Here is a 25,461-nt window from a genome sequence, read left to right as displayed (position 1 = left end):
GAGATCCCGGCTTCCCCGCCACGACCCCACCGGGCAGACTGTCCTCGATGACCAGCACCACCCCGCCCGTCGCCCCGGCTTCCGCGATCTCCGGATTCCTGCCGGCGCTCGAGGGCATGCGCGGATTCGCCGCCGTCGGTGTCCTGATCACGCACGTGGCGTTCCAGACCGGGGCGGTGGACGATCCGGTGCTCGGCCGCATCTGGGGCCGGTTCGACCTGGCCGTCGCCCTGTTCTTCGCGCTGTCGGGCTTCCTGTTGTGGCGGCCGCACGCGGCGGCCGCGCGTGGTCTCGGGGCCGCGCCGCCCGCCGGGCGTTACCTGCTGTCGCGGGCCACCCGCATCCTGCCCGCGTACTGGGTGGTGGTGTGCGTCGTGCTGCTCCTGCTGCCCGGGGCGGGCAGCGGCTGGCGGCTGTGGCTGGCGAACCTGACCCTGGTGCAGGTGTTCGTGCCGCTGAGCCTCACCGAGGGACTGACCCAGATGTGGAGCCTGTCCGTGGAGGTGGCCTTCTATCTGTTGCTGCCGCTGTTCGCCGCGGCGCTCGCCGGGCTGCGCGGCGACCGGGCCCGGTTCCGCGTCCCGCTGCTGCTCGCCGTGAGCGCGCTGTCGCTGGTGTGGGCGTGGCTGCCGGTCCCCACCCCGGGCCACATCAACCACGACAACTGGCTGCCGGGTTATCTGCCGTGGTTCGGCGCCGGCATGCTGCTCGCCGAACTCGTGTCGGGCGAACGGACCTGGGTGCACCGGCTCGCCTCCCACCGGGTGCTCATGGCGGGGATCGCCGTGGCCGCATTCGCGTTGTCCACCACGTCCCTCGGTGGGCCGGAGGGGCTCGTGACGCTCGAGCCGTGGCAGTACAACGGCAAGATCCTCCTCGGTGCGCTCATGAGTTTCGCGTTGCTGGCGCCGCTCGTCCTCGCGCCGCGCGCCGAGCACCGCATCCTGGCGAGCGGGCCGGCGCTGACCGTGGGCCGATGGTCGTACGGCATCTTCATCTGGCACCTGGCGGTGCTGTCCATCGTCTTCCCGGTCTTCGGGCTCATCCCGTTCCAGGGCGACTTCTGGTTCGTGCTCGCGGTCACGCTGGTGCTGAGCATCGCCGTCGCGTCGGTCAGCTACGCGCTCGTCGAGGAGCCGGTGCGCCGGGAGGTCAGGCGCCGCCAGCGCCGCGTCGCGACCACCGCAGAACGCGTCGCAGACTCCGCCGCGCCCTGAGCGAGACCGGCAGCGCCGCGAGCCCCAGCGCGACGAGCCCGCACAGCGCGGCGAACTGGATCGCGAACGAGTGCCCGACGTAGCCGCCCGGCGCTCGCCACGGCCCGGTGGACAGCAACGCCATCGCCGTCATGGTGGCGGCCCCGGTCACGACGACGAGCGTGCGGGCGGCCACGTCGCGGCCCCAGCGTGCGCCCACCGCCACGATCGCCACCGCCGCGACGATCGTCGTCGCCGCGCCCACCGCACCGGTCGCGAGGGTCGCGACGGCCAGCACGCCGGCGAAGCCGACGGTGGTGCTGCCCCACACCCGTGGCGGCGGCCCCGGGTCGGCGACGGGGCGCCGGCGCGGCCAGGCCGCGAGCGCGAACAGCGGCAGCAGCAGGAGCAGACCGCCGAAGATGCCGAGGCGGTACCAGCGGTCGGTGGCGAACTCGAGCGTCACGGTGCCACCGGCCCCGGCGGGCACGACCCAGCCCTGCTGCCAGCCGTCGACCACCACGGGCGTCAGTTCGGTGCCGTCCGCGGCCGTGGCGACCCAGCCGACGTTGGTGCTCTCCGGCACGACGACGATCCGCTCCCGCTCGGCCGCAGGCACCTCGAGTTCGCGCAGGTTCTCCGTCCAGGTGCCGACGGCGAGCTCGGTGGGTTCGGGCGACGGCGGGCTCACGGCGCCGGGCACCGGCAGCCGCAGCGTCCCGACGGTGAACGCCTGGCCGGGGTCCAGCTCGACGTCGACGTGCCCGGCGGGCAGCGGCGCGACGGTCTCGTCGCACAGGGTGGCGGGCACCTCGACCCCCGCGGCGAGGTCCGCGACGGTCGCGGTGACCGACGTCCGGTAGGTGCGGCCGTCGACGGTCAGCACGGGCCCGGCGTCGCACCCGACGGTGACCTGCCGCTCGTACACCGGGTCCTGCGGGCCGATCGGCCCGTCCGGGCCGAGCACGGTCACCTCCGCCAGTCCCGGCGGGCCGACCTTGGCGAAGCCGAGCACGGTCTGGTCCAACACGTCGTCCCAGCCGACCAGGCTGAGGACCACCCGGTCCGTGACGTATGGTTCGAGATCGATTGTCGCTGTTGATGATTCGATATCGCGCACCTGCGGGCCGTTGCCGAGGTCGACGGCGACGCGGGTCGGCCGCGCCGGCAGCGGTCCCGGGCTCGGCGCCACCTCGAGGCCGGTGACCAGCTGCGGGGACGGCAGGTCGAGGGTGAGGGTCGGTCGCGGTGCCCCGGGCCGCACCGCCTCCTCCGACGCCGTCCACGTCGTCCGCGGATCACCGTCGGTGGCGGCGAACGCGGAGCCCTGCAGGTCCACGACGTCGGCGGCGCCGCGGGCGACCACCCGGTCCGGCAGCGCGGCGACCTCGGCGAGCGCCGGGCCGGGCCGTCCCCGCACCCACGGCTGCGGCGCCACCGACGTCGCGTCGGGCACCGACAGGGTGCGGGTGAAGACGTTCGGCTCCTCGGGTGCGACGGCCAGGCCCCGCGCGCACCGCACCCGGTCGGGGGTGTCGACGCAGCTGCCGCGGCCGGGCAGTTCCTGACCGAGGTTCCAGCCCCGCACGGCGGCCCCGGCGGCGACGTCCGGCAGCACGATCCGCTGCCGGATGTCGACGGGCCGCGGGTTGTCCCGGTCGGTGAAGTCGTCCACCGCCACCTCGGTCAGCCCGAACTGGTTGCCCACGGATCCGTCCTCGGTGCGGGTGGAGGTGATCCGGATCCAGGTCGTCCGTCCGAGCGGCAGCGCCACCGTCTGTTCCCGGCCGGGCTTCTCGATGCGCACGGCGGTGCTGCCGCGGTCGGTGGTCACCTCGAGCCATTTCACCGGCGTGCCGATCGCGCCGGGGCTGGTGCTCAGCCGGAGCAGCCCGGCCTCGATGGGCCGGTCGAGGTCGAGTTGCAGCCATTGCCCGACCGCGGACTCGAGGCCGTTGCTGTGCCAGCCGGTGGTCGGGTCGCCGTCGACGGTGGCCGCCGGCCCGCTGCCGACGGAGGTGCCGCCGAGCTGGGTGGCGTCCGACGCGGAGCTGGACACGCTGATCCGCGCGCCCTCCCACTCGGCGCGCACGAGGTCGGTGTCCGGCACCGGGTAGTCCGGCACGAGGTTGTAGGTGCGCCGCGGGTCGCCGGCGGCGCGGATCGCCGAGCTGTGGTGGTCGACCTGGCCGTAGTCGGTCTCCCGGTCGGTGGGGGTGTCGGTGACGACGACGTCGCCGACGGGCAGGCCGGCCCGGCTCGCGTCGGCCGCGAGCAGCGCGGGGCCGGTGTTCCCCGGCTCGGCGTCGTCGAGCCGCAGCAGAGCCTCGGGACCGCCCTGGACGCGGGGAACGGTCGCCGCGTCCACGGCGTACGGGCCGACCGGCGCGCCGGGCACGTCCACGCGGTAGATCTCGATCGCCCGGTAGGCCGGTCGCAGGTCGGAGTCGGCGGTGAAGCCCTCCTCGAAGTTCCGGGTGATCTCGTTGCCGAACTCGGCGACCCGCACGAGCCCGGGGGAGCCCTCGATCGCCCGGTGCACGAGCACCGGCCGCGCCGACGGCGACGTCTCCGGGTCGAGGTCGTTGCGGATCACCACGTAGCCGATGCCCTGGCCGCGCAGCGTCGCCGCCAGGCCGGGGGTGGGCCGGCCGTCGGCCAGGTGCCGCTGCACCGCGTCCAGGGCCCGGAGCGCGCCGGGCGGCACGAGCGGCACGGCGTCGCGGGAGGCCCACGGCGTCGACGCGAGCGGCTGGATCGGCTCGTCGCGGGTCAGGCCCCAGATCTGGCTGCCGAACGGGGCGCCCGGCACGATCAGCGCGCGTTCCCCGCGGGCCGAGGTGTGCTCGTCGAGCCACGCGGCGGTCTCGTGCCAGTATCCGGGCACCGCGTCGTAGGCACCGCGCGGGGCGAGCCGGCCGGTCCACGCGAGCGACGTCGCGAGGGTCAGCGCCACGAGGATCAGGGTGGTGAACGCGACCATGGGCTGGCGTTCGGGGTGGGCGAACGCGGTCCGGGCCTGCCGCCACGGCACCGCGCCGGGCAGCGGCACCCGGCGCAGCAGGTGCGCGAGCCCGAGCACGAGCGGCAACCGCACCAGCGGTTCGAGCTTGTGCACGTTGCGCAGCGGGGCGCCGGCCGAATCCAGGAAGAACCGCACCTGCTCGGCGATCGGCGAGCCGAGTTCACCGACGTACCCGGCGGCCAGCCCGGCGATGCCGGCGAACAGGATCAGCGCCCACCGCCCCCGGGCGGGCATCGACCGCATCGCCAGCCCCGCGAGGCCCGCGGCGGCGAGCAGGCCGGTGACGAGGACCGCCGCGGGCTGGGTGACGAGCACCGCGCCGGCGATGCGCTCGGGGGAGACGAACGGGGTCCAGCTGCCGGTGCCGCGCAGCACCTCCGCCAGCGACGTCCACTGCGTCGTCACCCCGGACGATTCGATGTAGTCCAGGAACGGGGGACTGACCCGGCCGAGCAGCAGCAGCGGCACGATCCACCACAGCACCGCGACGACGCAACTCGGGATCCACCACAGCGTGAACCGCCACCACCGCCGGTTCGGGCGGTGCGCGATCCACCACAGCCCGGCGACGAGGCACGCGGCGACGGTGGCGACGGCGTTGATCGCGCCCATGAGGGCCACCGCGACGGCGGACTGCGCGGCGAGCTGCGGTGCTCCCCGCCGGTGCGGGAGCGCCCGGTCGCCGTCGAGGTAGCGCACGAGCGGCAGCAGCACCCACGGCGCCAGCATCATCGGCAGTGTCTCCGACGAGATGGATCCGAGGGTGGTCAGCACGCGGGGCGAGAGTGCGAACGCCACCGCGGCGATCAGCCGGGAACCACGGTTGCCGACGCCGAGCGCCTCGGCGAGCCGCACCACGCCCCAGAACCCGGCGAGCAGCAGCAGCGCCCACCACACCCGTTGGGTGATCCACGGGGGGACGTGCAGGAGCTGGCCGACGGCGAAGAAGGAGCCGTGCGGGAAGAAGTAGCCGTACGCCTGGTTCTGGACCTGGCCGAGCGGGGCGAGGCTGCTCCACTGGTGGGCGGCGCGGGTGAGGAACCCGAGGGGGCTCTGGGTCAGGTCGTACTTGGTGTCGGCGACGATCAGGCCGGGGGCCTGCGCGAACGCCAACAGCAGCGACACCACGGCGGCCCCGTACAACCACCGCCTGGAGAGGGGGTCGGCGGACGGTGCCCCACCGGGGTGGGGCACCGCGCCGTGGGAAGTGCGTGAACTCGTCGCGTGGATGGCGCCGTCAGCGGCTGCCGTACTCAACCTGGTTCAGCAGGGAGGAATCGGCGTTGCCGCTGCGGTCGACCTCCGGGCGGGTGTTCTCCTGAACCGCCGCCGTGACCCCGAACACCGCCACGGCGCCGAGGACGGCGCCGATCGCCGCGCTGACCAGGCCCGGGCCCAGGAACTTCGCCATACCCATCTCCCCATCGTCCGTCGTCGGCTTCCGTGTGCAGCCGACATTCGTCGTGCGCGACGGTGCCGGAACCGGTCCGGCGTCGTTGCGCTCCGCGTCAAGGTATCACCCGCACGGGTGCGACTGTGGCCTGCTCCACTCGCGGCGGCCTAGAGGCCGAGCACGCCGAGCAGCGTGCGCAGCTTCGCGGTGGTCTCGTCGAGTTCGGCCTGCGGATCGGACGCCGCGACGATGCCCCCGCCGCCCCACGCGAGGGCCCGCCTGCCGTCGGCGCTGAGCTCGGCGCAGCGGATCGCCACCAGCCAGTCCCCGTCGCCGTCCCCGTCGCACCACCCCACGGCGCCGCCGTAGAAGCGACGGTCGCCCTCCGTGCTGCGGATCGCCGCGAGTGCGGCCTCGGTGGGCGTGCCGGCCACGGCCGGGGTCGGGTGCAGTGCCGCTGCCAGCGTCAGGGCGTCCGTGCGGGGGTCGCGCAGGGTGGCGGTGATCGGGGTGGCCAGGTGCCACACGTCGCTCGTGGCGGTCAGCACGGGCGTGCCCGGGATCTCCAGTTCGCTGCACAGCGGGGTCAGGCGGGAGCGGATCCAGTCGATGACGAACGCGTGCTCGGCGAGGTTCTTCGCCGAGGCGAGCAGCTGCCGGCCCGCCTCACGGTCGGCGCCGGGGTCGGCGCAGCGGGCGGCGGTGCCCGCGAGCGGACGGCACGTGACGGCGTCGCCGCGGCGGCTGACCAGCAGTTCGGGCGTCGCGCCGACCAGGGTGTGGCCGCGGTACCGCTCGCCGGCGGCGCTCAGGTCCGCCGCGTAGACGTGGGCGGTGGGGTGGCGCTCGGCCATCCGGGCCGCGAGAGCGAGCGGGTCGACGGGCGTCTCGGAGACGAGCGTGACCGAGCGCGCGGCGACGACCTTGTCGAGTTCGCCGCGGCCGAGCCGGTCGCGCAGCGCCGCGACCCGCGCGACGTGCTGCTGCGGCGCCGGGGTCTGCGCGGCGATCCGCACCGCCGGCAGGGCGGGCAGGGCGTCCGGTGGCTGCCACGCCGCGTCGGTCACGTCGGCGGTCTCCGGCTGGGTCAGCGCGGCGGGGCGCTCGGGATCGAAGGGCAGCGCGCCCACGATCAGGTCGGCCTCGCCGCGGCGCAACGCGAAAGAGGCCTCGGCGACGTCGGTGAACCGGCGGCGCGTCCCGGTGGTGTGCACGGTGCGATCGGCGCGGGAGAGCAGGAAACCGTCCATGGTGGGTCGACGATATCCCCCGCCCGCGCCCGGTACGCGCCGCGGCTAGCGCCCCGGGGGGACGATCAGCACGGGCCGATGGCTGTGGCGCAGCACGTGGTCGGCCACCGACGACTGCAGCAGCGAGCGCAGGCCCGTGGTGCCGCGGGTGCCGGTGACGATGATGTCGACGTTCAGCTCGTCGGCAGCCTCGACGATCGCGGTCCACACGGCACTGACCACCTCGAGGGTGCGGCCCTCCGCGGCGAGGCCGGCGGAGCGGGCGAGTTCGAGTCCCTCCGCGTTGATCACCTTCGCGTCGGTGAGGGCCACGTCCTCGGTTTCCTCGTCGGGTACCCACTCCGGCTGCATCACCCCCGACAGCCCGGACATGCGGGCGGCCTGACGGACCATCGGTTCCCAGGCCGTGACGACGACGGCGCGGCACGAGGCGAGGAATCGCCCCGCATACCGCACGGCCCGCTTGGCGTTCTCGGAGCCGTCGTAGGCGATGAGGATGAGATCTGCGGGCATCACGCGTCCCCTGCTGTCGTGGCGGTCCTTGGGGGGCACTTTACCCGTCGCCGTGGGTCGTCGGGGCAGGCACGGCGGTGGTCGGCTACCGTCGGTGGCCATGCGGATCCGTCACACCCTCACCGTCGCGGTCGCGGCTGTCCTCGCCGTCGCCGGGTGCGGGGGACAGGACGCGCCCCGGACCCCGGAGCCCACGGCCGCCGCGACGTCGCAGGCCACGTCGACCGTCGCACAGTCGCCGTCGCCCGCCCCGATGGCGACCGCGTCACCCGCACCGTCCTGCGGCGACGAGCTGCTCGCGTCGCTGACGGTGCGGCAGCGGCTCGCCCAGCTGCTCAACGTCGGTGTCACCGGCACCGCCGACGCCCTCGAGGCGGTGCGGTCCGAACAGATCGGCGGGATCTTCGTCGGCAGCTGGACCGACGTGTCGATGCTGGCCAACCGGGAGATCCCGCAGGTGGTGGCGGCGAGCCGGTTGCCGCTGATGGTCACCATCGACGAGGAGGGCGGCCGGGTCTCGCGCGTGGGGGCGCTGTTCGGTCCCGATCCGTCGGCGCGGGTGACGGCGCAGACGATGACCGTCGAGGAGACGTACCGGATGGCGCTCGAGCGGGGCCGCGAGCTCCGCGAGCTGGGCGTCACCGTCGACTTCGCGCCGGACGTGGACGTGAGCAGCCAGCCGGACGACTCGGTGATCGGCGACCGCTCCTTCTCCGACGATCCGCAGGTGGTGGTGCAGTACGCCGGCGCCTATGCGCGGGGCCTGCGCGACGCGGGAATCCTGCCGGTGCTCAAGCACTTCCCGGGCCACGGTTCGGCGTCGGGCGACTCGCACACCGGTGCGGTCACCGCGCCGCCGCTCGACCAGCTGCAGCAGGTGGACCTGGTGCCGTACCGGGAGCTCGTGGATTCCGGGGTCGCGGTGATGCTCGGGCACCTCGACGTGCCGGGGCTGACCGAGGGACTGCCGGCGAGCATCAGCCCGCAGGCGGTGCAGTTGCTGCGGTCCGGAACCGGTTACGGTGCCCCGCCGTTCGACGGGGTGGTCTTCACCGACGACCTGTCGGGCATGCGGGCCATCACCGACACGTACGACATCACCGAAGCGGTGCAGGCGGCGCTCGCCGCCGGGGTGGACCAGGCGTTGTGGCTGACCACCGACGACGTCCCGCGGGTGCTCGACCATCTCGAACAGGCCGTGGCGACGGGAGCGCTGCCGGCCGCGCGGGTGGACGACGCGGTGCGCACCGTCGCGCGCGCCAAGGGCGCGCTGGACTGCTGAATCGGCGTCGGAAACCAGCTCCTTACTCTAGAGTAAGGAGCTGGGAGCATCGGGACTTGGAGGAGACATGGCCGGCGGTACCAAGCGACTGCCTCGCGCGGTGCGGGAACAGCAGATGCTGGACGCCGCCGTGGAGGTTTTCTCCGAGAACGGGTTTCACAATACCTCGATGGACGCCATCGCGGCCCGGGCCCAGATCTCCAAGCCGATGCTCTACCTGTACTACGGCTCGAAGGACGAACTGTTCGCCGCGTGCATCAGCCGGGAGGGGCAGCGGTTCGTCGAGGCCCTGACGCCCGCCGGTGATCCCGGGCTCACGCCGCGCGATCAGCTGCGGGTGGCGCTCGAGTCGTTCCTCGGATTCGTCGACGCCCACCGCAACTCGTGGATGGTGCTCTACCGCCAGGCGATGTCCCAGCAGGCGTTCGCCGGGCAGGTGCGCAGCAGCCGGGACCGGCTCATCGAGCTCACCGCGCACCTGCTCGAATCGAGCACGCGCGACCCGGAGCCGGGAACCGACTTCGCCATCATGGCCGTTGCGCTCGTCGGCGCCGGTGAGGCCGTCGCCGACCGCATCGCCGGCGGCGAGATCGACGTGGAGAAGGCCGCCGATCTGCTCGAGAACCTGGCCTGGCGCGGTCTGGCTGGTAAGAAGCGCACCGACCACCAAGGCTGAGCGGCCCGCTACAGCGATGCCGGCGTGGCCGCCGCGCGCCGACCCGCGACGTCGCCCAGTGCGACGGACTCGTCCGCGAGCGCGCCGCGATCGACCGCCGCGCCGGCGGCAACGAGCTGCCGCACGATGCGGATGTCCTTCGGGCGGCCGAGGGCGATCGCCCCCACCAGCCGGTCGCCGCGCAGCGCGAGGGCCGTGAAGTCCCGGCCCTCGATCGACCCGCGCACCACGTAGTCGTCGTCGTGGCGGGACCAGCCGGCGAACTGCAGGTTGTGCCCGTACTGGTTGGACCAGCCCCACGGCACCTCCGCGGCGCCGAGCGGCTGCCCGAGGACGGACTTCGCGGCGGCGATGCCCTGGGCCCGGGCGCTGTTCCAGTTCTCCGTGCGGTGCCGGCCGCCGAGCACCGGGTTGGGCTGCTCGATCGCGTCGCCCGCGGCGTAGACCCCGGCGGCGGAGGTGCGGTAGGCCTCGTCGACGACGATGCCGTCGCCGACGGTCAGCCCGGCCGCGCGGGCGAGCGCGGTGTCCGGCACCGAGCCCACCGCGACGAGGGCGGCGCCGGCCGTCCAGGCGCGCCCGTCCTCGGCGGTGGCATGCACCCCGTCGTCGTCGCCGGTGAGGGAGCGCAGCGCGACGCCGGTGTGGACGGGCACGTCGCGTTCGGCGTGCAGGCCGACGTACATCTCGGCGACGGCGGGCGGCACGATGCGGGCGAGCGGCGACGGCGCGCTCTCGAGCACGGTGACCTCGGCTCCCAGTTCCCTTGCGGTGGAAGCGACTTCGCAGCCGATCAGGCCGGCGCCGACGACGAGGAGCGAACGGTGCGCCTCGATCGCGGCCCGCAGCGGGGCGACGTTCTCGGCCGTGCGCAGGCTCAGCACCCTGTCCCCGCCGTCGTGGTCCAGGTGGCGGGCACGGGCGCCCGTCGCCAGGATCACCGCGTCGTAGTCGAGAATCTCGTTGTCCCACAGCCGGAGCCGGTGACGCCGTGGGTCGAGTTCGACGACGCGGGTCTCGGTGCGCAGGTCGATGTCGTGGTCGGCCCAGTAGCCGGCCGGTTCGAGCTGTGCCCGTTCCGCGGTGATGCTGCCGGCGAGCAGGTCCTTCGACAGCACCGGCCGCCGGTAGGGCAGCGCGGCCTCCTCGCCGATCAGCACGACACGTCCGGCGAAGCCCTCCTTGCGCAGGGTCTGTGCGGCTGTCGCGCCGGCCACCCCGGTGCCGACGACGACGATCGTCTCGGTCATGTCCGGCTGACCTCGACCATCTCGAAATCGGACTTGGCGGCGCCGCAGTCCGGGCAGGACCAGTCGTCGGGGATCTCGTCCCACCGGGTGCCGGGGGCGATGCCGTCCTCCGGCCAGCCCTCGGCCTCGTCGTATTCGAATCCGCACTGCAGGCAACGGAAGAGCTTGTAGTTCGTGGTCATGTCAGCGTCCTTCGAAGTCGATCTTCTCGCGGACCCCGCAGTCGGGGCAGCACCAGTCGTCGGGAATCGCGTCCCAGGGTGTGCCGGCGGGGAAACCCTCGCGGGGCGCGCCTGCGGTCTCGTCGTAGACGTAGTTGCACACCGGGCACTCGTAGGCGGCCATCACTGCGCCCCGTACTCGGCGAGGACCTTGCCGCGCTTGCTCGGCTGGATGTTGGCGCGGGTGATGTCGCCGTCGTAGTGCTCGACGACGCGGTGGTCCATCACCTTGCGCCACAGCGGCGGGATGTAGGCGAGCCCGATCATGCTCGCGTAGCCGCTGGGCAGGTTGGGGGCGCCGTCCATGCTCCGCAGGGTCTGGTAGCGGCGGGTCGGGTTCGCGTGGTGATCGCTGTGCCGCTGCAGGTGGTACAGGAAGATGTTGGTGACGATGTGGTCGGAGTTCCAGCTGTGCGCGGGGGTGCAGCGCTCGTACCGGCCGGTGGCGGTCTTCTGCCGCAGCAGCCCGTAGTGCTCGAGGTAGTTCACCGTCTCGAGCAGGGAGAAGCCGTAGACGGCCTGCAGGATCAGGAACGGGATGATCACCGGGCCGAACACCGCGACGAGCACACCGAACAGGACCACCGACATCGCCCACGCGTTGAGGACGTCGTTACGCAGGGTCCACGGGCTCTTGCCGAGGCGCTGCAGGCGGGTCTTCTCGAGTTCCCACGAGGATTTCAGGCTGCCCCACACGCTGCGCGGCAGGAACGTCCAGAACGATTCGCCGAAGCGGGCCGAAGCCGGGTCCTCCGGGGTCGACACCCGCACGTGGTGGCCGCGGTTGTGCTCGATGTAGAAGTGGCCGTAAAAGGTCTGGGCCAGGGTGATCTTCGACAGCCACCGTTCGAGGTCGTCCTTCTTGTGGCCGAGCTCGTGGGCGGTGTTGATCCCGACACCACCCATCACGCCGACGCTGAACGCCAGGCCGATCTTCGAGATCAGCCCCAGGCCGCCGTCGATCCCCAGCCAGGACAGGTTCCCGGTCGACCACAGGTAGCAGGCGAAGACGAGACTGGCCAGCTGGAACGGGATGTAGGCGTAGGTGCAGTACCGGTAGTACTTGTCGTTCTCGAGCATCTCCATCACCTCGTCCGGCGGGTTCTGCCCGTCGGGGCCGAAGAACCGGTCGAGGATCGGCAGCAGCACGTACACCAGCAGGGGACCGATCCACCACCACATCGGCGAGACTGCGGTCCAGCCGAGTTGGTTGAATCCCCAGACCAGTGCGGTCGCGAGGAAGATCGCCGTGGGCGGGATCAGCCCCATGAGCCACAGATACCGCTTGCGATCGCGCCACTGTTCCACCGGCGCCTGCGCGTACCGCCCGATGTCCGACGTCGTCACCGTTCGACCTCCCTGTCCCGTGAAGCGTCCACTTCGAGGAGCCGGTATGAGCCAGCTCACTGCGATGTGGACAGTACAGGACATTTGGTCTCAGCGGTAGACAAAATATCGTAATTTGTAAAACGCTCGTCGCGCCAGCGGGGTTGTCCGTTTCCGCCGTCGACGCCGACTCCTTTACAGGCGGGGGTTGTGCGGCTAATCTACAACCAAATGGTTGTAGATCGGATTCGTGAAGACGCGGTGGACGAGCTGTTCCACGCCCTGGCGGACGCCACCCGACGGGACATCCTGCATCGCTGCGCGCGGACCGCGGCGTCGGTCTCGCGGCTGGCCGAGGCCTATCCCATGAGCTTTGCCGCGGTGCAGAAGCACGTGGCGGTACTCGAACGGGCCGGCCTCGTCAGGAAGGAACGACGCGGACGGGAGCAACTCGTGCACACCGACCCGGACGCGATCGACACGGCCCGGCGGGTGCTCGACCAGCTCGAGGGCGCCTGGCGGGAACGAGTGGATCGGATGTCGGCCCTGCTCACCGAGGAACCGGATCCGGCCCGGAACGACCCGAGGAAAGGACGACAACGATGAGCGTGACCAGCGTCGAGAAGGACTTCGACAGCCTGACCCTGACCTTGATCGCCGACTTCCGCGCACCGCTCGAACGGGTGTGGCAGTTGTGGGCCGACCCCCGGCAGCTGGAGCGGTGGTGGGGACCGCCGACCCACCCGGCGACCGTGGAGCAGCACGATCTGGTCCCGGGTGGCACCGTCACCTACTTCATGACCGGTCCCGAAGGGGGCAAGTACCGCGGCTGGTGGAACGTCACCGCGGTCGCGCCGCCCGAGTCCCTGGAATTCACCGACGGGTTCGCCGACGAGGACGGGACGCCGAACCTCGAGATGCCGACCACCACGGTGCGGATGCAGCTCGTCGAGCACGAGGGCGGCACCCGGATGCGGATTCTTTCCGCGTTCGCGTCCCGGGAACAGATGGAGCAACTGGCCGGCATGGGTATGGAAGAAGGGCTGCGGCTCGCCGTCGGTCAGATGGACGCTCTGCTCGCCGGCTGATCCGCCGAGCGCGCCCCGCCCCCGCCCCCGCCCCCCCGAGCCCGCCCCCGCCCCCGCCCGAGCGAATGTATCGTTGATCTCCTCAGTGGGAGTCGACGATACATTCGCTCGGAGCGATTGCGGCGCAGCCGCTCTCAGCGCAGGGTGGCGGTGAGGTGCGGGTAGCCCTTCTTCGGGTGGCGCAGCGCCAGGTCCCAGCCGTCGGCGGCGCGTGCGGCGTAGAGGTTCACGGTCGCGGGCAACAGGACCGGCTTGCCGAACCGGACCGAGTACGTCGCGCGCGACGGGATGCGGCCCTCCACGGCCCGCAGCGCCGCGGCCGCGCTCCACATGCCGTGCGCGATGGGCTTCGGGAACCCGAACGCCTTGGCGCCGAGCCGGGAGACGTGGATCGGGTTGCGGTCACCCGAGACCGATGCGTAGCGGTCGATCGTCTTCTGGTCCACCCGCAGCGTCGACGTCGGCACCGGAGGGATCTCCTCGGCCTTCGGTTCGGGCTTCGGCTGATCCGACAGCGAGGTGCGCTGCTGGTGCAGGAACGACGACGTCTGCCGCCACACCAGCTCCCGGCCGACGCTGATCTCGCTCACCAGGTCGACGAGCAGGCCCTTGCGGTGCTCCCGCAGGTTCTCGGCATGCACCCTCAGATCCAGCGGCTCGGTCACGGACACGGGCCGCACCTGCTCGATCACGTTCTCGGCATGGACGGAACCGACGGCGGCGAAGGGAAAGCCCTTCGACACCATCAGCTTCATCACGACGGGGAACGTCAGCGTGAACGGGTACGTCAGCGGGAGCGTGTCGCCGAAGCGCAGTCCGCACACCTTCGTGTACTCGGCCAGGTTGTCCGGGTCGACGCGCAGGCCGCGCAGTACGAGGGTGTCGTCGGGCAGGCGGTCGCCCGAGGCGCCCACGACGGGCAGCGCCGAGAGCGCCGCCCGCGCGTAGACGTCGAGAGTCGAAGGGCGCGAGGAGAGTTCGACGACAGCCATCACGCCCCCAGCATGGACTGGCCGCACACGCGCACGACCTGGCCGGTGACCGCGCTCGACGCCGGGTTGGCGAACCAGGCGACGGTCTCGGCGACGTCGACGGTCTGCCCGCCCTGCTGCAGCGAACTCATGAGGCGACCGGCCTCGCGGGTGGCCACCGGGATCGCTGCGGTCATGGCCGTCTCGATGAAGCCGGGTGCGACGGCGTTGATGGTGATGTTCTTCTCGGCCAGCACGGGCGCGGTGGCCTGCACCATCCCGATGACACCCGCCTTGGACGCGCCGTAGTTGGTCTGGCCGCGGTTGCCGGCGATGCCGGCGATCGACGATACGTCGACCACGCGGCCGCCCTCCTTCAGCGCGCCCTTCTCGACCAGCTTCTCGGTGATCTTCTGGGGGGCGAGCAGATTCACGGCCATGACGGCGTTCCACCGCGCGGCGTCCATGTTGGCGAGCAGCTTGTCGCGGGTGATGCCGGCGTTGTGGACGATGATGTCGGCGCCGTCGTGCCGCTCGAGCAGGTACTCGGCGAGCCTGTCGCCCGCGTCCGGGGCGGTGACGTCCAGGGCGAGGGAGACGCCGCCGACCTTGTTCGCGGTCTGCGAGAGGGCGTCGCCGGCCGCGGGGATGTCCGCGCAGACGACGTGCGCGCCGTCGCGGGCGAGTACCTCGGCGATCGTGGCGCCGATGCCGCGGGCCGCGCCGGTGACGACGGCGACCTTCCCGGCGAGCGGGCGCTCCCACGACTCGGGGGCCTTCGCGTCGCCGGCACCGACGCGGATCACCTGGCCGGAGACGAACGCGGACTTCGCGGACAGCAGGAAGCGCAGCGTGGATTCGAGGCCGGACAGGCCGGTGGCGGCATCGGGGGAGACGTACACCAGCTGGGCCGTCGCGCCGCGGCGCAGTTCCTTGCCGACGCTGCGTGTGAAGCCTTCGAGCGCGCGCTGGGCGATGCGCTCGTCCACGGAGGAGGCTTCCTCCGGGGTGGTGCCGAGCACCACGACGCGCCCGCTCGGGCCGAGCCCCTTGATCGCGGGCTGGAAGAAGGTGAACAGCTGCTCGAGGCCCGCGACGTCCGTGATGCCGGTGGCGTCGAAGACGAGCGCCCCGTACGCGGTGTCGGCGGGATCGGCGAACGGGTAGTCGGACAGCAGAGTGCGGATCGGTTCGACGAGGCGGCCGTTGCCCCCGACGAGCAGCGGGCCGGCCAGCGGCGGCTGACCCGGCTCGTACCGGCGCAGCTTCTCCGGCTTCGGCAGGCCGAACTGCTTGGCGAGGAATGCTCCGGGCGCGGACCCGATCAACTGGGCGTAGAGGCCGGGGGCGCTCTTGGTTTCAGCCACGATTCCACCTTCTCTGGTTCGGACGTCGGTATTGTCGGGAGGGGCCGACGGTGTGGTGTCGACAACGAACTTACTCGCGAGTAAGAATAGTAGCCAGAGTCTGTATCCACCAGCATCCCGGGAGACGTCAGTGACCACCACCGCTCGTTCCACGCAGCTGCGCCGTGTCGCAATCCTCGGCGGCAACCGGATCCCCTTCGCCCGGTCGGACCGCACGTACGCCCGCGCGTCGAACCAGGACATGTTCACCGCCACGCTCGACGGGCTGGTGAGCCGGTTCAACCTCCAGGGAGAGCGGCTCGGTGCCGTCGTCGGCGGGGCCGTCCTCAAGCACAGCCGCGACTTCAACCTGATCCGCGAGTGCGTACTCGGCAGCGCGCTGAACCCGCACACCCCCGCCTGGGACCTGCAGCAGGCCTGCGGCACCGGCCTGCAGTCGATCATCTCCGTCGGTGACGCCGTCGCCGCCGGCCGCATCGAGGCCGGCATCGGCGGCGGTGTCGACACCACCTCCGATGCCCCCATCGGCGTCAACAACGAGCTGCGCGAGTTCCTGCTCTCCCTCAACCGGGCCCGCTCGACCGGCGACCGCGTCAAGCTGCTCGGCCAGGTCCGGCCGTCGATGCTCGGCATCGAGATCCCCCGCAACGGCGAGCCCCGCACCGGTCTGTCGATGGGCGAGCACGCGGCGATCACCGCCAAGGAGTTCGGCATCGCCCGGGAGGCTCAGGACGAGCTGGCCGCCGCGAGCCACCGCAACATGGCCGCCGCCTACGACCGTGGCTTCTTCGACGACCTCGTCACCCCGTTCCTCGGCCTCACCCGCGACGACAACCTGCGCCCGGACTCGACGGTCGAGAAGCTCTCCGGCCTGAAGCCGGTGTTCGGCGTCGAGCTCGGCGGCGCCACCATGACCGCGGGCAATTCGACCCCGCTCACCGACGGTGCGTCGGCGGCGCTGCTGTCCTCGGAGAAGTGGGCTGCTGAGCGCAGGCTGCCCGTGCTCGCCTACCTCGTGGACTCGGAGACCGCGGCAGTCGACTACGTCCACGGTGGCGACGGCCTGCTCATGGCCCCCACCTACGCGATCCCGCGGCTGCTGAAGCGCAACGGCCTGACGCTGCAGGACTTCGACTTCTACGAGATCCACGAGGCGTTCGCCTCCGTCGTCCTGGCCACGCTCCAGGCGTTCGAGTCGGAGGAGTACTGCAAGGGCCGGCTCGGTCTGGACGCTCCGCTCGGGTCCATCGACCGCAGCAAGCTCAACGTCAACGGCTCGTCGCTGGCGGCCGGGCACCCGTTCGCCGCGACGGGTGGCCGCATCGTCGCGTCCCTGGCGAAGATGCTGCATGAGAAGCGGCAGGAGACCGGCAAGCCCGTGCGGGGCCTCATCTCGATCTGCGCCGCAGGTGGGCAGGGTGTGACCGCCATCCTCGAGGCCTGAGCCGACCCCGGCGGCCCCGTCCGGAAAAAATCCCGGAAGTCTGTAACGCCCCGGCGGGGCCGCCGATAAACCAGTCGACCTCGCGTTGCTGCCTGACCCCCGACCTGGCGGCAACGCGAGGTCTTTCGCTTGTCCGCGGGGGCTCGGACCGCCCATCGGCTCGGGGGCGCCGGGAACCCGACATTAGGCTGGATACCGAGTGGTGCGCCCGATCCGGGGCGCACCCCGGTGAAAGGACATGGGTGAGCGGCAAGAGCGGGACGAACGACCCCGAGGACGGCCAGGACGAGGTTCGGTCCGCCGTCCCCGAGCCGGAGGCGACGCCCCAGGACGCCGCCGGCAACCGGACGGAGGCCGTCCCCGTGGCGAGCGCCGAGCCCACCCCGCCCCGGCAGCCCGTCGCCGGCGACGTTGCCGGGGCACCCGAGCAGGTCCCGGACGCCGAGCCGGAACCGCCGGCGGACGCCGACGTGCCGCCCTGGGAGGCGCCCACTGCCGTGCTGCCCGTCGTCGCGCCGGCGTCCGGCCGCACCGACGCCGAGGTCGAGACCGAGGTCATCCCCACCCTGTCGGACGACGCCTCCCGGGAGCCGGCCACCGAGCAGGAAGCGGCCCCTCGGCCGGCGACCGTACCTCCCGAGTCCGGCACCCCGGCCGGACCGCCCCCGGCCGAGCCACCACCGCCCGGACCGCCACCGGCCGAGCCGGCGCAGGCCGGACCCGGACGCGACGGCGGTCCGCCCTGGCGTCGCATCGCGCTGGTGGTCGGCGGCGTCGCCGCCGTGCTCGCCGCCCTCTACGTCGGCGACCTCGCCGTCTCGTCGGGCAACGTGCCGCGCGGCGTCACCGTCGCCGGCATCGAGATCGGCGGGCGGTCGGTCGCGGAGGCGGAACAGATCCTGCGGACCGAACTCGGGCCACGCGTCGACGAGCCCGTGACCGTCACGGCGGGCGACGTGACCGCGCAGATCGTGCCGGCGCAGGCGGGTCTGGACGTCGACTGGGAGCACACCCTCGACCGCATCGGATCGCAGCCGCTCGACCCGATCACCCGCGTGACGTCGTTCTTCGGCGGCGGCAACGAGATCGGCGTCGTGTCGACGCGCGACGACGCCGCGCTGTCGGCGGCGATCGGCGGCGTCCGCGCGGTCGCCGACCGGCCGCCACGGGAGGGCAACCTCGTGTTCGACGGGGCGACCCCGGTGCCCGTGCCGCCGCTGCCCGGGCAGACGCTCGATGCGGAAGCCTCCGCAGACCTGTTCGCCGAACGCTGGGCGTTCGGCGACGTCGCGTTCCCCGTCGAGACGGTCGAGGTGACGGTCACGCCCGAGGGACTCGAACGCGCACTGCGAGACGTCGCGGACCCCGCCGTCGCAGCCGACGTGACGGTGCGCGGTCGCGACGGGGCCGTCGCGACCCTGCCCAGCGACCGTGTCGGCGCCGTGCTGACCTTCGTGCCCGACGGCAACGGGGGACTGACCCCGCAGTACGGGATCGAGGCCGCGACCGAGATCCTCCGGCCGCAACTGGCCGCGACCGAGGTGGAGCCGAAAGACGCCCGGATCGTGCTCGAGGGCGGGGGCCCGACGGTGATCCCGTCGGTCGACGGCGAGCTCGTCGATTGGGCGGTCAGCCTCGAATCGCTGCCGCAGCTGCTGGCCGCGCCGGGGGAGCGGGTGACCGACGCCGTGTACAAGCCGGTCGCTCCCAAGCTGACCACGGAGGCCGCCGAGAAGCTGGGCATCCGCGAGGTGATCGGCGAGTTCACCACCGGGGGCTTCGAGTACGCCTCGGGCGTGAACATCCGCCTGGCGGCCTCGGAGATCAACGGTGCGCTGGTCAAGCCGGGGGAGACGTTCTCGCTCAACGGCTACACCGGCCCGCGCGGCGCGGCGCAGGGGTACGTCGAGTCCGGCATCATCAACAACGGACGCCCATCCAAAGCGGTGGGCGGCGGCATCAGCCAGCTCGCGACCACCCTGTACAACGCGACGTACTTCGCAGGCATGGAGGATGTCGAGCACACCGAGCACAGCTACTACATCTCCCGGTACCCGGCGGCCCGGGAGGCGACGGTCTTCGAGGGTGCGATCGACCTGAAGTTCCGCAATCCTTTCGACACCGGGGTGCTGATCCAGGCGATCGGCACGTCGTCGGACATCACGGTGCGGATCTGGGGCACCAAGACCGTGGACGTCGAATCCGTGACCGGTCCCCGCACGAACTTCACGGCGCCGAACACGATCACGCTGCCGGCCGGGCCGGGGTGCATCCCGTCGAGCGGCGCGCAGGGCTTCACCGTGAGCGACACCCGCATCATCACCGACGCGGCCACCGGCCGGCAGATCTCGAGCACCACCCGCACGGTCCGCTACGACCCGGTGCCCGTGGTGCGCTGCGTCAGCGCCGAGCCGGAGCCCGCGCCGGAGGCGGCACCGGCCGCGCCGTCGCAGCCGGCGCCCGGGGAGGCGGAGACGCCCGGAGGCGGCGCGGAGGCACCCGCCGGCGCGCGACCGGCCGTGACGACGACCCCGCAGCCCGCCCCGAGCACCCCGGACGAATCCGGGGATGCGCCGGCCGCGGCCCCCGCGGGAACGTCGCAGACCGGCACGCCGTAGCGCGGAACCAGCCTGCACACGACTGTGCCCTCCCGTTACGAAACGGGAGGGCACAGTCCTGTGCACTACCTACTCACTCGGATCCGGGCCGAGCCGGGCCGAGCGAATGTATCGTTCAGCTCCTCAGCGGTAGCGGACGATACATTCGCTCACCTGCCACGCTCACCTGCCACGGCTACCTGCCACGGCTCAGAAGGCCGCTTCGTCGAGCTCCATGATGTCGAGGTCGACGTTCGCGACGATGCCGCGCACGGCGGTCAGCTCGGGCAGGACGTTCTTGGCGAAGAAGCCGGCGATGGCGACCTTGCCTTCGTAGAACGCCTTGTCCTTGGCGTCCGGGCCGGCGTCGAGGGCCGCGAGGGCGATCTCGGCCTGCTCGAGCAGGCGCCAGCCGATGAGCAGGTCACCGAAGGCGAGCAGGAACCGCACCGAGCCCAGACCCACCTTGTACAGCTCGGTCGGCTGTTCCTGGGCGCCCATGAGGAAGCCGGTCAGGGTGGCGGTCATGGCCTGGACGTCCTCGAGGGCCGTGGCGAGCAGGGCCCGCTCGGACTTGAGGCGCTCGTCGGCGCTGTCGGAGGCGAGGAACTTCTGGATCTGGCCGGTGAGGTGGGCGAGGGCGACGCCGCGGTCGCGGGCGATCTTGCGGAAGAAGAAGTCCTGCGCCTGGATGGCGGTGGTGCCCTCGTAGAGGGAGTCGATCTTCGCGTCGCGGATGTACTGCTCGATCGGGTAGTCCTGCAGGAAGCCGGAGCCGCCGAGGGTCTGCAGCGAGTCGGTCAGGTACTGGTAGGCGCGCTCGGAGCCGACGCCCTTGACGATGGGCAGCAGCAGGTCGTTGACGCGGTGCGCCAGCTCGTGGTCGGCGCCGGAGATCTGCTCGGCGACGACGTCGTCCTGGTGGGCGGCGGTGTAGAGGTAGACCGCGCGCAGACCCTCGGCGTAGGCCTTCTGCATGGCCAGGGCGCGCCGCACGTCCGGGTGGTGGGTGATGGTGACCCGGGGGGCGGTCTTGTCGGTCATCTGGGTCAGATCGGCGCCCTGGACGCGTTCCTTGGCGTAGGCCAGGGCGTTGAGGTAGCCGGTGGAGAGGGTCGCGATGGCCTTGGTGCCCACCATCATGCGGGCGTGCTCGATGACGTCGAACATCTGGGCGATGCCGTTGTGGACCTCGCCGACGAGCCAGCCCTGGGCGGGCACGCCGTGGCCGCCGAAGGTGACCTCGCAGGTGGCGGACGCCTTCAGGCCCATCTTGTGCTCGACGTTGGTGACGAACACACCGTTGCGCTCGCCCATCTCGTTCTTCTCGAAGTCGAAGTGGAACTTCGGGACGAAGAACAGCGACAGGCCCTTGGTGCCGGGGCCGGCGCCCTCGGGGCGGGCGAGGACTAGGTGGAAGATGTTTTCGAACAGATCGTCGGAGTCGGCGGAGGTGATGAACCGCTTGACGCCCTCGATGTGCCAGGAGCCGTCGTCCTGCTTGATCGCCTTGGTGCGGCCGGCGCCGACGTCGGAACCGGCATCGGGCTCGGTCAGGACCATGGTGGCGCCCCAGCCGCGTTCGACGATGGTCGCGGCCCACTTCTTCTGCTCGTCGGTGCCGTTGGCGTGGAGCACGCCGGCGAAGGACGGACCGGCGGCGTACATGAAGGCGGCCGGCTGGGCGCCGAGCATCATCTCGTTGACGGCCCAGCTCAGGGCGCGCGGCGCCGGCGTTCCGCCGATCTCCTCCTCGAGGCCCATGGACCAGTAGCCGGCCTCGTACCAGGAGTTGAACGCCTTCTTGAAGCCTTCGGGCAGCGAGACCGAGTGGGTCTCGGGATCGAAGACCGGGGGGGTGCGGTCGGTTTCGGCGAACGACTCCGCCGCGGGGCCCTCGGTGAGGGTCTTCACCTCGGACAGAATGCCACGAGAGGTCTCCTCGTCGAGGTCACCGAACTTCCCGGCCTCGAGGAGCGTCTGAATCTTCAGCACCTCGAAGAGGTTGAACTCCAGATCCCGGAGGTTGCTCTTGTAATGGCCCATGTCTGCGCTACTCCCAGTGAGATGGTGCGGTCAAGCAGTGTTCGAGTACCGCCCAAGTTATTACTCGTCGGTAACATCCGCCTATGTTACCCGCCGGGCAACTAACTGCCAAGGGTCGGTTTGCGTGCCACGACCAGTGCGTCGATCGCCATTCCTGCGTCCGTTTCCCGCATTCTCCGCTCGGCGGTCCGGATATCCAGACGGTCGTGCATTTCCTCGGCGAGATCCGTTGGTGTGTAGAGGATCTCGGGATCGCGAGGACCTCCGACGCCCTCGGTGGGATTGGTCGAATCGTGCCCCAGAAATATGAGGATTCCGTCAGGTTTCAGGGCCGCGATCACATTGTCGATCAATGCTCGTCGCTGTGGCGGAGGGAAATGGAGATAGGCGGAGAGGACGAGATCATATTCGGCGTCGAAGGTGACCTCGGTCACGTCGGCGCACGCGTACGTCAGGCGCTCACGCACCCGTCGCGGCGCCTGCGCAGCGATCGCCCGGGCCTTGTCCACCGCCACCCGGGAGAAGTCGACGCCGGTCACCTCCCAGCCGCGCGTGGCCAGCCAGAGCGAGTGCCGGCCCTCGCCGCACCCCAGATCCAGTGCCCGGCCGTGCGGCAGCGACGTCGCGAACTCGACGATCACCGGGTTCGGCGGCGATCCCCACACCGTCTCGCTCTCCGCATACCGCGCATCCCACTCCTGTGCGTCCATGGACGCACGGTAGCCCGGACGCCGCGCCGGTCAGGGGTGGAGCGTGGTACGCAGCAGCAGCACGTTGTAGTTCTGGTGCACGGTCGTGAGGAAGTACAGGTCCGGACCCGACGACCACGGGTGGATGTACGCGCCGTACGCCGTCGGCAGCTCCCGGGTGTCGACGACGACCTCCGGCGCGCTCCACGGGCCGGTGGGCGACGGGGCGCGGCGCAGCACCACGGAGTTGTGGCCGTCGGTGGTCAGCAGCACGAACTGCCCGAGGTAGTCGTTCCACTGCACCGACAGCTCGGCCGCGCCGCCCGCCATCACCGGGCGGGCCGCATTCACGTCGCGCACCCACGCGCCGCCGTCCCAGTACTCGTACGCCGCGAGATCGAGCATCTGCAGTTCCGGCACGCGCGCCAGGTGCACCAGGCCGCCGCGGCCGGGCGGCGTTCCGTACTGATAGACGAACCCGCCGTGCCGGACGAAGGCGCCCATCTGAAAGTTCCGGTTCCCGCCGACGCTCGGCCGCTCGGTCTGCGGCGCCACCGTCCAGTTCTCCCCGTTGTCGTGGGAGAAGGCCAGCCCCGAGAAGTTGGTCTCCCACGAGCCGGCCTGCCCCCAGTTCTTCACCGACATCAAGCTCAGGAACTGGGTGTCGCCGACGGCGATCCCTGCGGTGGGGATCCGGCTGATCTCCACGAACGGGATCTTCGGGCTCGGTACGAGTTCCTTCGCCTGACCGAAGAAGTCACGGGCCGCGCTGTCGAACGTCATTCCGTCCGTGAGGTTGCGGTCCGAGCTGCGGAACAGCGCGCTGCTGCGCCAGGCCCAGATGCTGCCCGAGAGAAGGTTGGGCAGCCCGAGGCCCGCCGTGTCGCCGAACGCGGTCAGCACCTGGCCGCGGCCGTTGTCCCACATGACGCCGAGGTCGGTGCCGAGCACGTTCATGTCCTGCGTGCGGTTGGTGCTGAGCATCCCGGTCTGCTGCGCCACCACCTGGGTGCGGCCGCGCAGCTCCGGCAGGCCGTTGACCCCGTTGAGTCCCGGGATGGGATTGATCGCGTTCGGGTTCGCCGCCACAGTGCCCGCGAACGGAACCACCGTCACGGCGGCACAGGTCAGCGCAAGGACTCCGAGGCGGGCGGAAGCACGTCGGTAACCCCCATTACGTGTGTGCACGGCCACAGACGGTAACAGGAGGTGGCAGTAGTCACACGCGGTCCCGGGCCCGTCGGCGTGTCCCGGCGGCCCGCGCGCAAGGGCCGTGGCCGACGGGTCGGCTCCGCTACGATTCGCGCGCGCGTTACCGTGTCAGGAACGCGATGCACTGACAGCCAGTGCACGAAGAAGAGGAGTTCGCCTGATGGGTGCACAGATCGCCGGTCCCGCCCCGCTGCGGAACACCGCACTGCTCGGGCTGGGCGTGCACCGCCCCGAGCGGATCGTGACCAACCACGAGATCTGTCAGCAGATCGACTCGAGCGACGAGTGGATCCAGTCCCGTTCCGGCATCAAGGAGCGGCGCTTCGCGGAGGACACCGGCGAGACCGTCCTCGACATGGCGATCTCCGCGGGCCGCAAGGCGCTCGAGGCCGCCGGCATCACCGGCGACCGGCTCGGCGCCGTCATCGTGGCGACCTCGACCTACCCGTACCAGACCCCGCAGTCCGCCGCGCTGGTCGCCGACGCCCTCGGCACCGGCGGCGCCGCCGCCCTCGACATCTCCGCAGGCTGCGCCGGCTTCTGCTACGCCCTCGGCGTCGCCTCCGACCTGGTGCGCGCGGGCACCGAGGACTACGCGCTCGTCATCGGCGTCGAGCGGATGAGCGACACCACCGAGCCCACCGATCGCTCGGTGCGGTTCATCTTCGGCGACGGCGCCGGCGCCGTGGTCGTCGGCCCGTCCGACGAGGTGGGCATCGGCCCCACCGTGTGGGGATCGGACGGCTCGCAGGCCGACGCCATCCGCCAGGAACCCGACTGGGTGAACTTCGCGAACAACCCCGATCAGAAGCGGCCCTGGATCATCATGGAGGGCACCGCGGTGTTCCGCTGGGCGGCCTTCGAGATGGGCAAGATCGCCCGGCAGATCGCCGACAAGGCCGGTGTCGAGCTCGCCGCCCTCGACGCGTTCGTCCCGCACCAGGCCAACCTGCGCATCAACGACGTCATCGTCCGCCAGCTCGACCTGCCGGAGACGGTCGCCGTCGCCGACGACATCATCGAGACGGGCAACACCTCCGCCGCCTCCATCCCCCTCGCGATGGAGAAGATGCTGCGCACCGGTCAGGTCCAGCCGGGTGGGCTCGGCCTGCTGCTCGCCTTCGGTGCCGGCCTGTCCTACGCGGGACAGGTCGTGAAGATGCCGCCGCTCGCGCAGTAGTGGCCGCGGCGAACTCCGCCGGCCGCCGGCGCTGGTTGTGGTTGCTCGCCTACGTGCTCGCCTTCGTCGCGTTCGTCGTCCTCCAGCAGACGTACGGCGGCGACGAGGCGGGTCCCGGCGGGTCCACGTCGGCGCCCGCGCCGGCCCCGTCGTCGGCCGCCGCCGCCGAGGCGGTCGAACTGCTGAAGAGCCTCGCCGTGCGGGAACCGGACCCGTCCGGCGGTTACGACCGCGCCCTGTTCGGGCCGGCATGGACCGACGACGTGACCGTCGCGGGCGGGCGCAACGGCTGCGACACGCGCAACGACGTCCTGAAGCGGGATCTCGTGAACATCAAGCTGGCGCCGGTGACGAAGGAGTGCACCGTCGAGGCGGGGACCCTGTACGACCCGTACACGGGGCGGGAGATCTACTTCCGGCGCGGCGTCGACACGTCGTCGGCGGTGCAGATCGATCACGTCGTCGCCCTGTCGGACGCGTGGCAGAAGGGTGCGCGGCTGCTCGATGCGCAGGCCCGCAAGAACCTCGCGAACGATCCCCGGAACCTGCAGGCCGTCGATGGGCCCACGAACCAGGGCAAGGGCGACAAGGACGCGGCGCAGTGGCTGCCCCCGAACTCGGAGTACCGCTGCACCTACGTCTCCCGGCAGATCGAGGTGAAGGCGGAGTACGGCCTGTGGATCACGCCGGACGAGAGGGACGCGATGGCCGGCGTCCTGGCCACCTGCTGACGGC

The 25,461-nt window shown here is 71.6% G+C and carries 22 protein-coding genes; 9 read left to right on the top strand and 13 right to left on the bottom strand.

What is annotated here, in order from left to right; genetic code table 11:
• Positions 1-47: 47 nt before the first annotated feature.
• Positions 48-1,217, top strand: coding sequence for an acyltransferase (locus KZJ41_RS24045; protein WP_029546051.1), 1,170 nt, complete (start codon positions 48-50; stop codon positions 1,215-1,217).
• Here KZJ41_RS24045 and KZJ41_RS24040 read toward each other — a convergent pair.
• From KZJ41_RS24040 to KZJ41_RS24025, 4 genes are all read right to left on the bottom strand, one after another.
• A complete protein-coding gene (locus KZJ41_RS24040) occupies positions 1,153-5,415 on the bottom strand; it encodes an alpha-(1->3)-arabinofuranosyltransferase family protein (RefSeq protein ID WP_373566450.1) in 4,263 nt (1,420 codons plus the stop codon). The two genes, KZJ41_RS24045 and KZJ41_RS24040, sit on opposite strands and share 65 nt — an antisense overlap.
• Positions 5,416-5,458: 43 nt before the next feature.
• Positions 5,459-5,632 carry a DUF2613 domain-containing protein gene (locus KZJ41_RS24035; protein ID WP_006940271.1) on the bottom strand — a complete coding sequence of 58 codons (174 nt, stop codon included), beginning with the start codon at positions 5,630-5,632 and terminating at the stop codon, positions 5,459-5,461.
• Positions 5,633-5,781: 149 nt separating this feature from the next.
• Positions 5,782-6,864, bottom strand: coding sequence for an isochorismate synthase MenF (locus KZJ41_RS24030; protein ID WP_006940273.1), 1,083 nt, complete (start codon positions 6,862-6,864; stop codon positions 5,782-5,784).
• Positions 6,865-6,909: 45 nt separating this feature from the next.
• Entirely contained in the window at positions 6,910-7,377 is a 468-nt protein-coding gene (locus KZJ41_RS24025) for a universal stress protein (RefSeq protein WP_006940275.1), read from the bottom strand.
• Between the two features lie 100 nt (positions 7,378-7,477).
• Here KZJ41_RS24025 and KZJ41_RS24020 point away from each other — a divergent pair, with 100 nt between their 5' ends.
• Both KZJ41_RS24020 and KZJ41_RS24015 read left to right on the top strand, forming a co-directional pair.
• Positions 7,478-8,659 carry a glycoside hydrolase family 3 N-terminal domain-containing protein gene (locus KZJ41_RS24020; protein ID WP_006940277.1) on the top strand — a complete coding sequence of 394 codons (1,182 nt, stop codon included), beginning with the start codon at positions 7,478-7,480 and terminating at the stop codon, positions 8,657-8,659.
• A gap of 67 nt (positions 8,660-8,726) precedes the next feature.
• Positions 8,727-9,335: a TetR/AcrR family transcriptional regulator gene (locus tag KZJ41_RS24015; RefSeq protein ID WP_006940279.1), complete on the top strand. Its 609-nt coding sequence runs from the start codon at positions 8,727-8,729 to the stop codon at positions 9,333-9,335.
• Positions 9,336-9,343: 8 nt separating this feature from the next.
• Here KZJ41_RS24015 and KZJ41_RS24010 read toward each other — a convergent pair whose 3' ends face one another.
• The 4 genes from KZJ41_RS24010 to KZJ41_RS23995 are packed head-to-tail and all read right to left on the bottom strand — an operon-like array spanning position 9,344 to position 12,153.
• Positions 9,344-10,585: an NAD(P)/FAD-dependent oxidoreductase gene (locus KZJ41_RS24010; RefSeq protein ID WP_029546046.1), complete on the bottom strand. Its 1,242-nt coding sequence runs from the start codon at positions 10,583-10,585 to the stop codon at positions 9,344-9,346.
• A complete protein-coding gene (locus KZJ41_RS24005; protein ID WP_006940282.1) occupies positions 10,582-10,767 on the bottom strand; it encodes a rubredoxin in 186 nt (61 codons plus the stop codon). Before KZJ41_RS24005 ends, KZJ41_RS24010 begins: the two co-directional genes overlap by 4 nt.
• Position 10,768: 1 nt before the next feature.
• The gene (locus KZJ41_RS24000; RefSeq protein WP_003939211.1) at positions 10,769-10,930 is read right to left on the bottom strand and encodes a rubredoxin; all 162 of its coding nucleotides are present in this window, start codon (positions 10,928-10,930) and stop codon (positions 10,769-10,771) included.
• Complete coding sequence (locus tag KZJ41_RS23995) at positions 10,930-12,153, bottom strand: alkane 1-monooxygenase (RefSeq protein WP_100057554.1); 1,224 nt, start codon at positions 12,151-12,153, stop codon at positions 10,930-10,932. Before KZJ41_RS23995 ends, KZJ41_RS24000 begins: the two co-directional genes overlap by 1 nt.
• Positions 12,154-12,363: 210 nt before the next feature.
• On the opposite strand from KZJ41_RS23995, the gene KZJ41_RS23990 reads away from it, so the two are divergent.
• Together KZJ41_RS23990 and KZJ41_RS23985 are read left to right on the top strand one after the other, a co-directional pair.
• Positions 12,364-12,738: a helix-turn-helix transcriptional regulator gene (locus tag KZJ41_RS23990; RefSeq protein WP_029546042.1), complete on the top strand. Its 375-nt coding sequence runs from the start codon at positions 12,364-12,366 to the stop codon at positions 12,736-12,738.
• On the top strand, positions 12,735-13,220 hold the full coding sequence (locus KZJ41_RS23985) for an SRPBCC domain-containing protein (protein WP_251549744.1): 486 nt from the start codon (positions 12,735-12,737) through the stop codon (positions 13,218-13,220). The genes KZJ41_RS23990 and KZJ41_RS23985 overlap by 4 nt, the downstream gene beginning before the upstream one ends.
• 134 nt (positions 13,221-13,354) lie before the next feature.
• On the opposite strand, the gene KZJ41_RS23980 is transcribed toward KZJ41_RS23985, so the two are convergent.
• Together KZJ41_RS23980 and KZJ41_RS23975 are read right to left on the bottom strand one after the other, a co-directional pair.
• Positions 13,355-14,212 (bottom strand): MaoC/PaaZ C-terminal domain-containing protein, encoded by an 858-nt coding sequence (locus KZJ41_RS23980; RefSeq protein ID WP_029546038.1) that lies wholly within the window; start codon positions 14,210-14,212, stop codon positions 13,355-13,357.
• Entirely contained in the window at positions 14,212-15,558 is a 1,347-nt protein-coding gene (locus KZJ41_RS23975; protein ID WP_029546036.1) for a 3-oxoacyl-ACP reductase, read from the bottom strand. The genes KZJ41_RS23980 and KZJ41_RS23975 overlap by 1 nt, the downstream gene beginning before the upstream one ends.
• Positions 15,559-15,688: 130 nt before the next feature.
• On the opposite strand from KZJ41_RS23975, the gene KZJ41_RS23970 reads away from it, so the two are divergent.
• Positions 15,689-17,002, top strand: coding sequence for an acetyl-CoA C-acetyltransferase (locus tag KZJ41_RS23970; protein ID WP_231772451.1), 1,314 nt, complete (start codon positions 15,689-15,691; stop codon positions 17,000-17,002).
• Between the two features lie 242 nt (positions 17,003-17,244).
• Positions 17,245-19,620 (top strand): VanW family protein, encoded by a 2,376-nt coding sequence (locus KZJ41_RS23965; RefSeq protein WP_251549742.1) that lies wholly within the window; start codon positions 17,245-17,247, stop codon positions 19,618-19,620.
• A gap of 189 nt (positions 19,621-19,809) precedes the next feature.
• On the opposite strand, the gene KZJ41_RS23960 is transcribed toward KZJ41_RS23965, so the two are convergent.
• The 3 genes from KZJ41_RS23960 to KZJ41_RS23950 all read right to left on the bottom strand — a co-directional run bounded on the left by KZJ41_RS23960 (position 19,810) and on the right by KZJ41_RS23950 (position 23,450).
• Complete coding sequence (locus tag KZJ41_RS23960) at positions 19,810-21,645, bottom strand: acyl-CoA dehydrogenase (RefSeq protein ID WP_006931656.1); 1,836 nt, start codon at positions 21,643-21,645, stop codon at positions 19,810-19,812.
• A gap of 101 nt (positions 21,646-21,746) precedes the next feature.
• Positions 21,747-22,355 (bottom strand): bifunctional 2-polyprenyl-6-hydroxyphenol methylase/3-demethylubiquinol 3-O-methyltransferase UbiG, encoded by a 609-nt coding sequence (locus KZJ41_RS23955; protein WP_029546031.1) that lies wholly within the window; start codon positions 22,353-22,355, stop codon positions 21,747-21,749.
• 30 nt (positions 22,356-22,385) lie between these two features.
• Positions 22,386-23,450 (bottom strand): DUF4185 domain-containing protein, encoded by a 1,065-nt coding sequence (locus KZJ41_RS23950; protein WP_006931652.1) that lies wholly within the window; start codon positions 23,448-23,450, stop codon positions 22,386-22,388.
• Between the two features lie 256 nt (positions 23,451-23,706).
• On the opposite strand from KZJ41_RS23950, the gene KZJ41_RS23945 reads away from it, so the two are divergent.
• Positions 23,707-24,726 (top strand): beta-ketoacyl-ACP synthase III, encoded by a 1,020-nt coding sequence (locus KZJ41_RS23945; RefSeq protein WP_006931650.1) that lies wholly within the window; start codon positions 23,707-23,709, stop codon positions 24,724-24,726.
• Positions 24,726-25,457 carry an HNH endonuclease family protein gene (locus tag KZJ41_RS23940; RefSeq protein ID WP_006931648.1) on the top strand — a complete coding sequence of 244 codons (732 nt, stop codon included), beginning with the start codon at positions 24,726-24,728 and terminating at the stop codon, positions 25,455-25,457. The genes KZJ41_RS23945 and KZJ41_RS23940 overlap by 1 nt, the downstream gene beginning before the upstream one ends.
• The last annotated feature ends 4 nt before the right edge of the window (positions 25,458-25,461 follow it).

The organism is Rhodococcus sp. 11-3, from assembly GCF_023704055.1.
Classification (GTDB): Bacteria; Actinomycetota; Actinomycetes; order Mycobacteriales; family Mycobacteriaceae; genus Rhodococcus; species Rhodococcus aetherivorans.
This window is presented reverse-complemented; position numbering and strand designations above follow the sequence as displayed.

Excerpts from the sequence above, each read along its gene's own strand:
- KZJ41_RS24045 (WP_029546051.1), top strand. The coding sequence starts at position 48 with ATGACCAGCACCACCCCGCCCGTCGCCCCGGCTTCCGCGATCTCCGGA.
- KZJ41_RS24035 (WP_006940271.1), bottom strand. The coding sequence starts at position 5,632 with ATGGCGAAGTTCCTGGGCCCGGGCCTGGTCAGCGCGGCGATCGGCGCC.
- KZJ41_RS24030 (WP_006940273.1), bottom strand. The coding sequence starts at position 6,864 with ATGGACGGTTTCCTGCTCTCCCGCGCCGATCGCACCGTGCACACCACC.
- KZJ41_RS24025 (WP_006940275.1), bottom strand. The coding sequence starts at position 7,377 with ATGCCCGCAGATCTCATCCTCATCGCCTACGACGGCTCCGAGAACGCC.
- KZJ41_RS24020 (WP_006940277.1), top strand. The coding sequence starts at position 7,478 with ATGCGGATCCGTCACACCCTCACCGTCGCGGTCGCGGCTGTCCTCGCC.
- KZJ41_RS24015 (WP_006940279.1), top strand. The coding sequence starts at position 8,727 with ATGGCCGGCGGTACCAAGCGACTGCCTCGCGCGGTGCGGGAACAGCAG.
- KZJ41_RS24010 (WP_029546046.1), bottom strand. The coding sequence starts at position 10,585 with ATGACCGAGACGATCGTCGTCGTCGGCACCGGGGTGGCCGGCGCGACA.
- KZJ41_RS24005 (WP_006940282.1), bottom strand. The coding sequence starts at position 10,767 with ATGACCACGAACTACAAGCTCTTCCGTTGCCTGCAGTGCGGATTCGAA.
- KZJ41_RS24000 (WP_003939211.1), bottom strand. The coding sequence starts at position 10,930 with ATGGCCGCCTACGAGTGCCCGGTGTGCAACTACGTCTACGACGAGACC.
- KZJ41_RS23990 (WP_029546042.1), top strand. The coding sequence starts at position 12,364 with ATGGTTGTAGATCGGATTCGTGAAGACGCGGTGGACGAGCTGTTCCAC.
- KZJ41_RS23985 (WP_251549744.1), top strand. The coding sequence starts at position 12,735 with ATGAGCGTGACCAGCGTCGAGAAGGACTTCGACAGCCTGACCCTGACC.
- KZJ41_RS23980 (WP_029546038.1), bottom strand. The coding sequence starts at position 14,212 with ATGGCTGTCGTCGAACTCTCCTCGCGCCCTTCGACTCTCGACGTCTAC.
- KZJ41_RS23960 (WP_006931656.1), bottom strand. The coding sequence starts at position 21,645 with ATGGGCCATTACAAGAGCAACCTCCGGGATCTGGAGTTCAACCTCTTC.
- KZJ41_RS23955 (WP_029546031.1), bottom strand. The coding sequence starts at position 22,355 with ATGGACGCACAGGAGTGGGATGCGCGGTATGCGGAGAGCGAGACGGTG.
- KZJ41_RS23945 (WP_006931650.1), top strand. The coding sequence starts at position 23,707 with ATGGGTGCACAGATCGCCGGTCCCGCCCCGCTGCGGAACACCGCACTG.